The organism is Rhodopirellula maiorica SM1 (assembly GCF_000346295.1).
Taxonomy (GTDB): Bacteria; Planctomycetota; Planctomycetia; order Pirellulales; family Pirellulaceae; genus Novipirellula; species Novipirellula maiorica.
Map to the genome: position 1 here is coordinate 1 of NZ_ANOG01000562.1, position 14,356 is coordinate 14,356.

The 14,356-nt window shown below is 52.9% G+C and carries 8 protein-coding genes; 4 read left to right on the plus strand and 4 right to left on the minus strand.

The features are described 5' to 3' along the window. The 4 genes from RMSM_RS17975 to RMSM_RS17990 all read left to right on the plus strand — a co-directional run. Nucleotides 1–598: response regulator transcription factor (locus RMSM_RS17975; protein ID WP_040767873.1), on the plus strand; the 598-nt coding region annotated here is incomplete at its 5' end. A gap of 229 nt (nt 599–827) precedes the next feature. Then, nucleotides 828–9,206 carry a tetratricopeptide repeat protein gene (locus tag RMSM_RS17980; RefSeq protein WP_040767874.1) on the plus strand — a complete coding sequence of 2,793 codons (8,379 nt, stop codon included), beginning with the start codon at nt 828–830 and terminating at the stop codon, nt 9,204–9,206. A 155-nt stretch (nt 9,207–9,361) separates the two neighbouring features. Continuing rightward, nucleotides 9,362–9,982: a phosphatase domain-containing putative toxin gene (locus RMSM_RS17985; protein ID WP_008699290.1), complete on the plus strand. Its 621-nt coding sequence runs from the start codon at nt 9,362–9,364 to the stop codon at nt 9,980–9,982. Nucleotides 9,983–10,151: 169 nt separating this feature from the next. Then, nucleotides 10,152–10,769: a HupE/UreJ family protein gene (locus tag RMSM_RS17990; protein ID WP_008699292.1), complete on the plus strand. Its 618-nt coding sequence runs from the start codon at nt 10,152–10,154 to the stop codon at nt 10,767–10,769. 49 nt (nt 10,770–10,818) lie between these two features. Here RMSM_RS17990 and RMSM_RS17995 read toward each other — a convergent pair whose 3' ends face one another. The 4 genes from RMSM_RS17995 to RMSM_RS39920 form a co-directional block, all read right to left on the minus strand. After that, nucleotides 10,819–11,310: a hypothetical protein gene (locus RMSM_RS17995; protein WP_052031692.1), complete on the minus strand. Its 492-nt coding sequence runs from the start codon at nt 11,308–11,310 to the stop codon at nt 10,819–10,821. Between the two features lie 209 nt (nt 11,311–11,519). Continuing rightward, nucleotides 11,520–12,326: an aminotransferase class I/II-fold pyridoxal phosphate-dependent enzyme gene (locus tag RMSM_RS42045; RefSeq protein ID WP_201767049.1), complete on the minus strand. Its 807-nt coding sequence runs from the start codon at nt 12,324–12,326 to the stop codon at nt 11,520–11,522. Then, the gene (locus RMSM_RS42050; RefSeq protein WP_201767050.1) at nt 12,280–12,792 is read right to left on the minus strand and encodes a hypothetical protein; all 513 of its coding nucleotides are present in this window, start codon (nt 12,790–12,792) and stop codon (nt 12,280–12,282) included. The genes RMSM_RS42045 and RMSM_RS42050 overlap by 47 nt, the downstream gene beginning before the upstream one ends. A gap of 499 nt (nt 12,793–13,291) precedes the next feature. After that, nucleotides 13,292–13,525, minus strand: coding sequence for a hypothetical protein (locus RMSM_RS39920; RefSeq protein WP_144057750.1), 234 nt, complete (start codon nt 13,523–13,525; stop codon nt 13,292–13,294). Between the last annotated feature and the right edge of the window lie 831 nt (nt 13,526–14,356).

Below are 14,356 nucleotides of genomic sequence, written 5' to 3' on the forward strand. Positions count from 1 at the left end.
TTCTCAACTTATCAACCAAGAACCGGATATGATGGTTTGCGGAATGGCCAGCAGTGAACAGGAGGGTTACGAGCTGCTAAAGCGGGAATCTCCTCACCTAGCGATCATCGACTTATCACTGAAAGAAGGTAGTGGATTGGATCTGATTCATTCGATCATCAAAACTCTTCCACAACTGAAGGTTCTTGTTATCTCGGCTCATGATGAAAGCTTGTACGCACACCGCGTGCTGGCAGCCGGGGCACGTGGATACATCAACAAGGAAGAGGCACCTGAGAAATTGATCGAAGGCATTCATGCTTTGCTCGATGGCGATTTCTTTTTCAGCGAATCGGTGACCAAGACCCTGATACGGGGTCGTTTGGGCAGCGTCAAGCCGGCGGTAGTGCAAGGACTTGAATCGTTGACCAATCGGGAATTGCAGGTCTTTGAACAGATCGGTCACGGGCAAAGCACGCGCGAGATCGCCGATACACTTTTCTTAAGTGTCAAAACAATCGAACGACATAAAGAAAATATCAAAAGCAAATTGCACATCGAACACGCCACCCAATTGGTCCAACATGCGACTCAGTGGGTCATGAAACGCGGGTACTGATTGGATTGCCGGGTGGGCAAGGCCATCGTTATTGATTGCGATGTTTGCATTCCGCCCGCTGCCGTCGGTGAATATACCGAACGATGTCCGCCTGCATTGTTTTACAAAGTTCTGACATTCGGCGGTGCATCTTGATGGATGCCGCAGTGTAAAATCGGATCTGCAACCCGCAAACGGAATGCGGTGATCGCAAATTCTTCCGATACACTCTCGCAGCAGAGATTACCTGATGCGCTCCCTTCGTTTTTGCATGCTGGTGGCGGCCAGCATTGTTTTGCTGGATCACACCTCTGCGCAAACCGTCCCCCAGACGCAGGAACTCGCTAACCCTGCAGCAGCAAACGCCGAAATTACACTGCTGCCGGATCTATCACGCGGCATTCACGATGCGATGCAGTCGCGTGACTTTGATCTTGCGGTGAAGCGGATTGACGAGGCGCTTGAGAAAAGGTCGACGGCATCCCGCGATTATTTGCAATACCTAAAAGCAAACGCATTGGCCGAATCAGGGCGGGATGACGATGCGATCGCTGCTTTCAAGACGCTCGAGAGGCAACACCCTGATAGCGTTTGGGTACCACGGTCTCGATTTGGTCGTGCTCACGTGATGGTGCTACGACACCAATACAAGGACGCGGGCGAAATCTACGCCGCCGAAGCAAAACGGTTACTCTCGCGTGGCCGCAAAGACGAACTGGCGAAACTGTATCTGGAATTCGCCGATCGTTACTTCGAAGGCATCGCGTCGGATGATCCTTCGCTGGCAAAAAAGCCGGACTATCGTCAAGCGCTTACCTACTATAGCGAAGCGGTGAAGCTTGGCCCGTCGACTTCGCTGCGTCAGCGGATTGAATTCCGGATCGCACGTTGTCAGGAGGAATTGCAGGACTATCAGGCAGCACGATCTGCTTACCAAGATTTCTTGGAAAAACACCAACACGACGAATCCGATCCACAATCGGTGTCATTGGTGACCCTCGCCGAGGTAACATTCCGGCTGGGCGACGTTAAGTTGAAGCTGAATGAAAACGCCGAGGCCCGAAAGACGTGGTTGGATTTCTTAAGTTCTTGGAAACCGATCGATGCGGGTGACGATACAGTTTCGATCGACGAATATCTGGCTCGGGCCGCGTACGAAGTGGCTCATACCTATGGTCTGCCTACGCCGGGTTCGATTCGCGATTTGGAATTGGCGACGACGGCGGCCGAACGCTTCCTAACGCATCATCCGGAGCATGAACTTGCCTCCAAAGCGGCACTCGAAATCGCCCAAGGCAATGCGCATCACGGTCGGCATACGCAAGCCGCCAAACGCCTTGAATCTCTGATCGACAACCCCGCTTATGCCGAATCGGCTGAGGTTGCCGTAGCACGTCAAATGCTCGGGCAACAGTATTTGTCGCAAGAAAAGTTCGACGAGGCGATCTCTGCTTGGAGGGGATTTCTGAAACATCATCCTGCCGATCCTCATTGGGCCGACGTCCAAAAGCGGATCGTCAATACGGAATTCGCCATGGCGGGGCACGCCCGTAGTCAACGAAAGTACGGCAAATCGCGTGACTTGTGGACCACCTTTTTGAATCAACATCCGCTCGATCCTCGCGCTTCGCAAATCTTGTTTGCCTTTGGCGAAATGAAAGCTGCCGAGGCGACGGAATTGCATAAGCAACGGGTGTCCAAAGCAATCGACGATGGCCAATCCGCCCAATCGGTCGATCTGGACGAACCGACAAAGCAACTGTATCGAGAAGCGATCTCCGATTGGCGCCGCGTCGTCAATAAGTATCCCAGTACCGGCGAAGCCGCCAATGCATCGCTGATGATCGGCATCACATTGGAAGAGCGACTGGGGAAACTGAAGGAAGCACTCGAAGCTTACAAACAGGTTGGCAATAACAACCAAGCGTCGCGACGCATTCGTCGTCTGACATCACCGACCCTACAAATTGTCACCGAACGCAAATTTCGCAGCGACGAACAACCGCGAATCAAATTATCCACCCGCAACCTGGAATCGGTGACGGTGAAAACGTACCGCATCGATATGATCGACTATTTTCGCAAGATGCATTTGGCCAGCGGGATTGAAACGCTCGATATTGCGTTGATCGATCCTGACTCGCAATTCGTTCACGCGATCGAAAACAGCGAGCCGTACAAACAGGTCGATGGCGATATCGAGATACCGGTCGATGGTCCTTCGGTTACCGCCGTGACGGTATCGAGCGACAAACTCGAGGCAACCACGATGGTGGTCGTCAGCGATATCGACATTCTCGTCAAATCGTCGCGAAATGAACTTTTCTTGTTTGCCGAAAACATGAAATCGGGTAAACCCGCCGCTGGCGTTAGCGTGCTGCTGAGCGACGGCGACAAGGTGTTTGCCGAAGAGACCACTGGCGAAGACGGCGTTGTGCAAAGCCAATTTGACGAACTCAAGTCAATTCAAGACTTGCGAGTGTTCGCGGTCCACGAAGGCCATATGGCATCGACAGTCACCAATTTGAACGGACTTGATTTTGCAGTGGGACTGACCCCGCGAGGATACTTGTACACCGACCGGCCTGCCTACCGAAGCGGCCAGTTGGTCAATATCAAGGGAGTCGTTCGCTGGGTCGATCAAGATCGCTACACGTATAAACCGGGCGTGAAGTTCAAAATGGACGTCTATGATTCACGAGGGCGACAATTGCAATCCAGTGAGGTTGGACTTGGCGACTTTGGAACCCTGTTCAGCAACCTTCTGCTTCCACCGACCGCGACACCTGGTGAGTATCGAATTCGTTTGCACCGCAGCGGCTCGGGGGAATCGGACCGCACCGGATCGTTGTCATTTGAAACCACGTTCAATGTCAGCGAGTACAAGCTGGAACCGGTCCAGTTGTCGGTGGTGCCGGAGAAACAAGTCTACCATCGTGGCGAAATCATTCGTGCCACGGTCGAGCTGAAATACTACTACGGCACTCCGCTTGCGAACGAAACGATCCGCTATCGACTCGGCGACGATACGGCGGTGTCCGAAGCCAAGACCGATGACGAGGGCAAACTTTCGATCGAGTTTGAAACGACGACGTTTGATGAATCGCAACCGCTGCGTTTGAGGGTCGAAAACCCGCAGCGGAATCTTAGCACGACTGAAACCGTTTTCTTATCAACGCGTGGATTCGAAATCGCCGCCTCCACGACACGCGATGTTTTCCTGAACGCCAGATCGTTTGAAGCACTGTTCAAAGTTTCGGATCCTGCCGGCAAGCCTGTGCAAACGCGTCTGAACGTCGAGGTGTTTATGCGAACCGTCACCGATGGACGACCGGGCGAAAAACGGATCGAGACTCACGATGTTTCAAGCGACGATGTCGATGGTGAAGCGCGCGTGACCCTGAGTCTCGATGAACCAGGCTTCTACGTTATTCGTGCGTCCGGGATCGACCAATTCGAAAACACGATCAGCGGCGAAAAGCGGATTCGCATTTCCGGCGATAAAGATACCACGCGTCTACGAATCTTGACGGATCGTCATCACTACCAAGTCGGGGACAATGCGGCTGTGAATTTGCATTGGCGCGAAGCACCGGCACTTGCACTGCTGACGTTCGAAGGAGCTTCGGTTTTGGATTATCAGTTCGTTTCGCTCGAGTCGGGCGATAACAAAATCGAGCTACCGATGAAATCGTCGTTTGCTCCTAACATCTTTTTGTCCGTTGCGGTGATGACTAAGAATCAATTTCACACGGCACAGAGCGGGTTTCGTGTATCTCAATCGCTGAAAATCACCCTGAAACCGCATTCGAAACAACTGAAGCCCGGTGACGATTTGACCGTCGATGTCATCGTGACCGATCCTCAAGGGAATCCGGTCCAATCCGAACTATCGCTGGGGCTGGTTCAAACCAATCTGATCCACACCTTTGACAACGTCCATGCTGCGATCGACGCTTTCTTTTCGGAAGGCATTCGTCGTTCCGCGACTCGTCAAAGCACCAGTTGTACGTTTCGGTATGATCCGACGACTCAAAACGCCAGTGAATCCTCGCTGGCCGAATCGGAACGTATCGAAATCTTAGAACGCGAGGCTCGAGCATTGGCCGATTTGAACGGGCGAAGGATGCCGCCGGCAGCACCGCCGGGTTCGGGCGATGCAACCGGTCGAATCGTCGGTGACTTTGCCATCGACACCGAGGCCGCCGTTGGCACCGACGCAATGGTATTTGGAGGGGCGGTCAATCGTGGTGCGGGCGATCCTTTTGGCGTGGACTTTGACGCCGATGATCTGGGGGCAGCGGATGATCCGTTCGGCGGCGAAATGCAACAATCCGAGCAGCGGCAATATCCGTCTTCACAACTTTGGAACTCTTTGTCACGTCGTCGCTTGTCCATCAGGGGATCGGTTCAAAGCAGTCCGCAAGCTGTGACGGGTGCGACGATCCCACAAATTTCGAACGGGCCCATAAATCAAAGTGAGCATTCGTTCTTTCATCAATCGCGGCAACAAGATGCGAGTCCGCAATTGGAATACTTTGACGTCCCCTCGATCCAAAGCCTTAACGCAAACACGATCGTGAATGGGGTCACAAGTGGCGGCAAATTAATCATCTTGAAAGGACAAGCCGATATGGCGCGGCAGATCCGAGAACTAGGGTTCCAGTGGTTACCCACCATGACGCATGCGGAAACGGCGTTCTGGGATCCAATGGTCGTCACGAATGAACAAGGCCGTGCGACACTGACGATCACGATGCCCGAAAAATCAACTTCATGGCAACTTTCCGCAAAAGGCATCAACAAGGATGTCCTCGCTGGTCAAACCAGTTCGGAAGTGATCACCAAACGCGATCTGTTTGGCGTGTTGAAAACGCCGCTTGCCTTTACCGTCGGCGACGAGGCGAAACTGCCGATCGAAGTCCATCACGCAGCCGATGGCAAACGATCGGTGTCGGTTACTCTGAAAACGACGTTTGGAGATCCGTCGGCGACGGATTCCAAATCAGTCAGCCAAACCCAAACGATTGAAATCGATGGCGAGGGGATCCAAAAACTTGCGATGCCGGTCGAAATTGAATCTTCGACAAGCGTCACATTTGAATTGACGGTCCGCAGCAAAGGTCACGCAGATGACGTCACCAGCGAAGTCGTGGCCGTTCGCCCCTTTGGTTTTCCGGTATTCGAAACCGCTAGTGGAACAGCTTCGCAAAGTACCGTCGCCCTGGTGGGGCTGAGCGATGATCAACCGACAAAAAGTTCGTCGCTAGAAATCTTAATTGGCCCGAGCGTCAATCGATCCTTGTTAGAAAGTGTTTTGGAAAACAGTCCAAACCCACTTTTCCACTGCGGTTTACCCACGGCAAGTCCGATTGAGCGTGCCATATCCGATGCAATGGGTGGATCGGCCTTGCTGAAGATGATTGGACAAACACGAAGCTCCGATACGCCCGAGGGGCAAGCATTGGCCAATCGAGTCGCTACCGCGGTGACTCAGCTTGTTTCAGCGGCACGCGAACAGGGAGGTTGGTCGTGGTCGGGGAATCTGGATAGCCAAACGGCGGATCCTTATTTGTCGTCACGTGTGATGTGGGCCCTTCACGAGGCTCGCCGTCTCGGTTTCGCCGTTCCCCAAGCGACAATCGAAAAGGGGAAGGCTTACCTACAGACGGCGTTCACCGAGACGGGGTCGAGTGATCTCGAGCGACAAACCGTGATATTGCATGCGATGGCTGTGTCGAAATGTGGCGATTTCTCGCTGGCCAATCGTCTGTACCGCGAACGCAACCGCTTGAGCCTCTCGGGGCTAGTCCACTTGGCGTTGACGCTCGCGGAAATGAACCACAAAGAGATGGGGCTCGAGATTCTATCGCTGATTAATATTCCGGGCGGCGAATCGCCACTGAGTGACGAGGATCGCGATACGATCTTGCCATGGATGCGAAATGTCACTGAGTTGCAAGCGATCTACTTGCTGGCGCTGCAAGAAATGAATCCTAATCACGCGAATGTGGCGAAGATGACCGAGTCGCTGTTATCAGCGCGTGTTGGATCGCGATGGCCAATCGAAAAGGTCAACGGGCCTGCGATCACTGCGATGGCGAAATGGAATACATTGGCTAATCCGTCGTCCGAAAAATACGAACTGACGTTGACGGTCAATGACCAGCAACTCGAAACGATGACGATCGATCCTCGCAAAGATGGCACGCGTCGCATCGTAGTGGATGAAAGTTTGCTGAACCAAGAACAGCCCAATCGAATCGAATTTGATTTGGTAGGTCGTGCTACCTTCAGCTACTCTGCCGTTTTAACGGGCTTTGTTTCAGCCAATGACATCGAGAATTCAACAAAACAGTGGTCGGTGAGACGTGTCTACGAGCCTGCGCCGAAACAGATCGACGGTCGCGATGTGCCTCGTGGTTTTGGAGTCGTCAGCGGCAACTATCGCTCGTTCACAAATCCCTTGACTCAATTACCGGTTGGCAAGCGTGGCGTCGTCACACTGATGCCGCGTCGTCACTACGTCACCAACCGCAATGCGGAAAAGTATGACTACCTGGTGCTAACCGAGCCGATTCCCGCAGGCTGCGCGGTGCTGGACGGTTCCGTATCCGGACAATTCGAACGTTTTGAAATCGAGCCAGGCCAAATCACCTTCTACATCGGTGATCGAAATTATCCTTCGAATATCCAGTACACACTGGTCGGCACTGTCCCCGGAAACTTTCGTGCTCCCCAGTCCATTCTGCGAAGCTTCTATGAACCGTCGCAGTTTTCAATTTCCGAGGTCAAGTCGCTCGAAGTACTTGATGCCGGTGAAGTGTCCACGGATGAGTATCGATTGACGCCAGACGAGCTGTATTATTTCGGCAAACATGCATTTGAAGTGGCGGATTTCGATGCCACACATCGCTATTTGACGGAGCTTATTGAAAACTGGCAAATCGATACGGACAATTTCAAAAACGCGACGCAGTGGTTGTTTGCTTCCTCACTGAAACGAAACCAGCACAGCGACACCGTCAAATACTTTGAAGTCCTCAAAGAAAAGTTTCCCGATGTGGAAATTTCATTCGAGGATATTCTGAGTGTTGCCAAGTCGTATCGCGAACTTGGCGAATACGAACGCAGTTACTTGGTGTATCGGGCGACGGTCCAAGCCAGCTTTGAACGCGAATCCCAAGTGGCTGGTTTCTTGAATGAACGAGGCGAGTTTGTGCGTAGCGTTCAGGTGATGGAGCGTTTGCTGCACGACTATCCCGCCGAAGCCTATGTTGCCACCGCAACGTATGCGTTAGCCCAGGAAACGTATCGGCGTGCTGCTAAAGCCAGTGAAGACGCCAAGTTAAAATCGGCCGAGATCACACGAGTGCACCTGATCGACGCCGCCATCAAAATGCTGGACCATTTTGTCACCACATGGCCCACTGACCCTGCCGATGATCAGGCAAGTTTTGCTTTGGCCACGGCCTTAATTGATCTGGAACAATTCGAGTTTGCGATCGATCGCTGTGAAAAATATGCTCTGCGTTATCCCGACAGCAGGCTACTGGATTCGTTTTGGTACATGATTGGGTACTGCCATTTCGAGCTGAAACACCCCGAAGCGGCGCTTCAAATGTGTCGCAAAGTGGCGGAGGCGACGTTCCCGAATCCCGACACCGGTGGCACCCGAATGGCCGATAATCGCTGGGAAGCGACCTACATCATGGGCCAGGTCTACCACAGTCTCGGTGATGCCGCCGATGCGATTGCAGAATACACGAAAGTCAAAGAGCGGTTCGCCGACGCGGCCGAAGCAATTCACTTCTTTAATCGCAAAGCGGTTGAATTGGATGAAGTCACCACAATCAAACCCGACGATCCTAAGAAGGTTGAACTGCGGTTCCGTAATATCGCCGAAGCGGTCGTCAAAGTCTATCGAATCGATCTGATGAAGTTTGGATTGCTGCAACGCAATCTGGACCGGATTACCGCAATCAACTTGGCTGGAATCAAACCGTATCACGAGGCCACGGTTGAATTGGGGGATGGACGCGATTTCCGTGATCGTGAAAAGATGCTCGAATTGCCACTCAGTGAAGAGGGGGCGTATTTGATCGTGTGTCGCGGCGAAAATCTGTATGCGTCGGGGTTGATTTTGGTAAGTCCGCTCGAGCTGCTCGTCCAGGAAGATGCTACGTCGGGGCGCGTCCGCGTTAGCGTCAAGGACACCGTCGGCGACCGTTTCCTGAACGACGTTCATGTGAAAGTGATCGGATCGGAAAACAAGGAATTTGTTTCGGACGATACCGATCTGCGTGGTTTGGTGATCGCCGACGACATCAAAGGTTCCACTACGGTGATTGCGGCTCATCAAAATGATCAGTACGCGTTTTATCGTGGCAAGATGGATTTGCAGTCCGCGATTGCCACGAATAGGACATCGGCCACATCGCCCAACGCGTCGGCGGAGGCCGCCCCGATGGAACCGTTCGCAGAGAAGCCGCAAAGCAAGGGCAAAGCCGGGCTGCGCGACAACCTATTCCGACAAAACTCGATATACCAAGAGCAACAACAGTTGAACTTTGAAGGCCTGCTCAACAATGAGCGTCGCGGAATCACGACAAAAGAGGCGTATCAGTAGGGGAAAGGACGTATTCGTCGGGGGAACGTTGCTTGCGACGGAGTATCTTGAAAGGGTGTGTTGCCGCTGTATTTCTGAATCCTTACGCCAAAATGGATTGTGTACGATCTGATACTCGTATTTTTCCAACTTTTTACTCTCACCTGAAATTCCCGATGTCATACCGTTTGCTGAATGTATTTGCGATCGTGACCGCCGTGATTGCTGTTTCCGATTGCGGGTACTGCTCGCGATTGGCTGCGGAAGACGTTGTTTTGTCGAGCGAACGCGACTCGATAGTCTCGGATCATAAACTTGAGTCGCATGATTTGGGCAATACCCCAAATGTGTTGCGGTTCGGTAACGTGATTCTTGCGGGACAGCCTGATCGCGAGCTGTTTTCAGAGTTTAAGCAGCGGGGGATTACCACCGTACTGACACTCCGCGAGCCGGTCGAATTAGAGTGGGACGAAAAACAGGTCGCCGAAGCGGCGGGACTGCGATTTTTCCAGTTGCCTGTTCAAGGCCCGGATGATCTCAGTACCGAGATGTTCGACCAAAGTCTACAGATCATTCGATCGGCCAAAGACGACGAAAAAGTGTTGGTGCATTGCGCCGCAGCCAGTCGCGTGGGTGCGGTGTGGATGGCCCACCGCATCCTGGATGGCAAGCTAAGTGTCGACGAAGCTCGCCAAGAAGCGAGGCAGGTGGGGCTGCGAGCCCCGGTTTTGGAAGCAAAAGTGCTGGAGTATGTTCAGGCGAAACGGGGCGACCAGTCGAGCGAGTTGCCGAAATAATCGCCTCGACATTGTGGCAAACTGCGTAGGCATCACGATAAATATTTCAAGCGGGAACGGTGCAAACCCAATGTACGTGACCCTGTCTTTTGGCGTACACTGAGCGTTGTTCAAGCCATTTCGCTGGCCGTGACAGATGGAAATTCACCCCGCTCAAGGAATTTGAAGTATGAATCGATGGATGATGCTTGCCGCTGCTGTATTTGTGATCTGTTTTCCTAGCATGGCTTTGGCACATCCCGGTCATGGACCTGCCGACCACGGCGTTTCCGAACATGCGATCGCAGGATTTTTGCACGGCTTGACGCATCCATTGACCGGCGTTGACCATGTATTGACTTTGGTTGCCGTTGCTCTGATCGCAGTTCGTATCGGTGGACGTGCGACGTGGGCCGTTCCTAGTGCATTTTTGGCAATGGGCGTCGTCGGGGCATCTGCCGCGTCACTTGGTATCACTGTGCCGATGGTGGAAACGATGATCCTCGCTTCGGTGTTGATCGGTGGGGTGGCGTTGCTGTCACGTCGCACGACGCCAACATTTCTGCTGAGTGTGATCTGTGGGTTTGGCCTGTTTCACGGCTACGCTCATGTAATCCAGATGTCGGGCATGGACACCGTCGCAAGCTACTCGGCGGGGTTGATGGTGGCGTCGCTAAGCTTGGTTGTCATATTGATGAGCGTCGCGGGATCAGCGCAGCGATTTGGATCCACCGAATCGTTCGCTAAAGCTTGCCGTATCGTTGGCGGTTCGTTAACCATCGCAGCGTTCGCAATGATGCTTGTATAACGGGCGTTTTGGGAAGCGGCGTTTGGGAAACAGGCGAGATGCATCGGGCTCATTTAGAGTGGTTTGGTTGCTGCGGTTTTGAGTGAAAGATTGCGATGCAACTTGCGCGAAAGGCCCGGTATCCCCAAAACAAAGTCAACGCGCAAAAGGTCGCAATCGACAACGGCGAAGCTCCCGCGGCGAGCAGGCGAGGTGTGTCCAGAAATGGGTCACCCGTGAACCACGCTACGGCTAAGTAGGTTCCGTTGGCGAGCATGCAAAAGTTCGCAATAAACCAGACTGAGGGTTTGCGAATGACCAATGCCAGTAACAGTGGAACGATCACTCCGATCAATGGGCCTGCCCACAGAGTGACCAACGGATGCGGATCGGGGGCAAAATGACTGTGGGGCAAATGCCACGGCCTCAGTTCAGCATGTTGCAGCGTCCCGCCGGAAATCCAGCCGCCGATCAAATGCCCGACTTCGTGAGTGGTGGTCATCACGAACCAAGCCGCAATTAACAGGCATGAAAAACGGAGCATCAGAGTTTTGCTTGGCATCGAACAAGATCATCGAAGGGACGCGAAACTTGCAACGAGTAGCGGTCGTCAACCCGCATTGTGCGAATCACTTTCAGGGTCTCGCAATGCGTGAGTCGAACTGGTTGTAGCGTGTCTTTTTATCGAAGCTGAGATTGCCCCTCGATTCTATCGCTCGCTCTGTGTTGTTCACGGTGAGCTCTGTTTACGTTTCGTTTGTCCCCGTGGCTTCACCCTTCTGCGTAAGCTTTGGCGACTTCTTCGGCGATTATTTGGAACCCTTTTCTGACCGTCGCTTCGGGCATGGTGAACGTTACTCGAATGCATTCGTTGCGGTGCTGCCAATCGAGATCGTCCAATCCGAAAAAGAAATAGTTGCCCGGAACAACTAACACGTCGCGTGCCTTCAAACGCTGGTACAGTTCCTGCGAACTGATCGGCAATCTTTCGAACCACATCCACAGAAAGAACGCTCCTTCGCTGCGATGGACTCGATAGGGCAAGCTGTCGTCAAAGTATTCACGAACGAAGCCCAGCGCCTGCTCGGATTTGGTTCGGTAGAAAGGTTGGACCACTTCGTCGCTCAGTCGCAAGATTTCGCCACTTTCAACCAACGGCGTGGCGATCGCTTGGCCAATGTTGGTGTTGGCGAGTCCCACGATAGACATCATCGATGAGAGCGAACGGATTACCTCGGGGCTCGCCACGACGATCCCGGTGCGGGTGCCGGGCAAACCGATTTTGGAAAGGCTGAGGGTCAGGATAATGTTCTCGTTCCAGACCGGAGTGGCTTCGGTAAAGATTGCGTTGGGAAACGGTGCGCCGTAAGCGTTATCGATGATCAGCGGGATGTTGTTGGCGGCGGCGAGTTCGGCGAGTCGTTCGATTTCTGCGTCGGTCAACACGTTGCCAGTTGGGTTGGTCGGTCGCGACACACAGATCGCCGCGATGTCGTCCGTGACTTTCAAAGCGTCAAAATCAACGCGATATTTAAACTCGTGCTCGCCGGTCATTTCCAAAACGTGGTTTGACCGCACGAAACATCTCTCCATCGACCGACTGGTTGGCGTAGCCGATGTATTCAGGGACCAACGGCAAGAGGATTTTTTTGCGGCTTCCATCGCGGAATTTTCCGGCCAACGAGTTGAACAGCATGAAGAACGCGGTTTGTCCGCCAGCGGTCACGCCGATATTTTCGGAGCCAAGATTCCAACCAAATTGTCGGTTGAACAGATCGGCAAGCGCTTTTCGGAAGGCCGGATTTCCTGAGGGTGGTTCGTAATTGCCAACGGCATGTTCAAGTTTGCCTGGTTCGCGTCCCATCTCCTCGAACCGTTTTCTCCACAGCGCATCCATCTCTGGAATGTGTGCCGGTTGGCCACCACCAAGCATGCAGATACTGTCGCCGCCTTTGGCGATCGCATGCCCTAGATCATCCATCAGTTCGCTGATTCCGCTGCCGCGACAAAGCTGTTCACCAAACTCAGACCAGTGCAAATTCATTGTATTTTTCAGTGCGAGACATTGCGTTTGAACGCTCACAAGTATGGTGAATCATTGGCGAGCTTGAAACCATACTGATGACAGATGTGGTCGGTCATACGGTCGGTGGCCAAGAACTTTCCCCAATCACGCAGCACGGTCGGCTCAATCCACTTGTCCAATTTGATCCGAAAGGAATGTTCAAGAGTTGATTGGCGGACGATTGCGATTGGCGTTCATTAAATCAAGGTGACACTGTTGTTGGATCTACTTAGAATACATGCGTCATCTCGTTCCGTCCCTATTTGAATATTACTTGATCTCGCCAAAAACAGATGCGACAAAAAACATTTCACCACCGATACTTTACCGCTTGGATTGCGGTGTTAGGTGTGTGCGCGTTAGTCGCGTCGCCAGCCGTTGCGGCAGCCAATTGTTGCTGTGAAAGGACGATGCAACATCCAGTGGGTGTGACATGTTGCTCGGGCGATGTTGCATCAGCGATGCAAGGTTTTGGGTGTCAAGCCGAAGCGGACATTGACACCTTGGCATGTTGCGGGATTTCGGATGCGACGTTCAAAAACGTTTCGCAATCTGGGGGGACGACAACCTGTAGCGAGGTGCCCAGCGAATGTGCGTGCGTGATGTGCGGCGGAAGTGTTGCTGTCTGGCATAGCGTTCCTGGCACTGTGGTTCGCAAACAACCGGAAGCTCCATTGTCCGACGCGATGATCGCGGCGGAGATGGCTTTCAATATTCGGTGGTCGAAATCGGCATCAATCGTTCACGTTGCCGAACCGGTCGAGTTTCTCCTTGCACAAATGCAGTGCGCACGGCTTTGTCGTTGGCGGAAATAGCGGTTTCTTAAGAATCACGATTATTTCTGTTTTGTTTATGTTCAATGATAAGATTTGTGTTTTTGGAGAATCAATATGTTTCGATTATTGAGTACGGTTATTGCCTCGGTTGTGCTTCTCGCGGTGGTCGCGTCGGCCGCCAGTGGTTTGAAGCACGTCGACAACCAGCAGGCGTCTAAAGTTTGTTTCTGTAGCCAATGTCAGGCTGGATGTGATTGCTGTGACGGCGGCATTTGTGGATGTGAAACTTGTGGTTGTGACGCGTGCGATTGCAGTGCGGCGGCTGACCAGGAGATGGGTTCATGTTGTTTGGACGCATCAAACGGTGCTGATCAAGCGGGCAGTCGCGTATCCAGCGCAGCGGGAATCAGCGAAGCGGACGACACTGGATGTGAGTGTGGAGTCTGCGACGCAGGTTGTGAATGTTGTAAAACCGAGGATTGCAGTTGCAGCGAATGTGAATGCGAGCTTTGCGTGAGCTAACGCGAACCGCAAGATTGTCGACAATGACCGGCCCGTAGCCTCTTCATCGAGGCGCGGGCCTCTTTCGTTGCCCACCCAAAATTTGGTGCCACCCACCATATTTGGTGCCTGGCACCGATTTTTGGGCACCAATTTTTTATCGACTTGATCGCTAGACTTCGCTGCATCGCGTCTAACTTTTGGGCTCTGCCGTTGTTCGGGCATGCAGTGGTTGGATGATGCGTGGTGATCGGGACCTCAACATG

Bases quoted from the DNA above. Each gene is read 5' to 3' on its own strand.
- RMSM_RS17980 (WP_040767874.1), top strand. From the start codon at position 828: ATGCGCTCCCTTCGTTTTTGCATGCTGGTGGCGGCCAGCATTGTTTTG.
- RMSM_RS17985 (WP_008699290.1), top strand. From the start codon at position 9,362: ATGTCATACCGTTTGCTGAATGTATTTGCGATCGTGACCGCCGTGATT.
- RMSM_RS17990 (WP_008699292.1), top strand. From the start codon at position 10,152: ATGAATCGATGGATGATGCTTGCCGCTGCTGTATTTGTGATCTGTTTT.
- RMSM_RS17995 (WP_052031692.1), bottom strand. From the start codon at position 11,310: ATGCCAAGCAAAACTCTGATGCTCCGTTTTTCATGCCTGTTAATTGCG.
- RMSM_RS42050 (WP_201767050.1), bottom strand. From the start codon at position 12,792: ATGAATTTGCACTGGTCTGAGTTTGGTGAACAGCTTTGTCGCGGCAGC.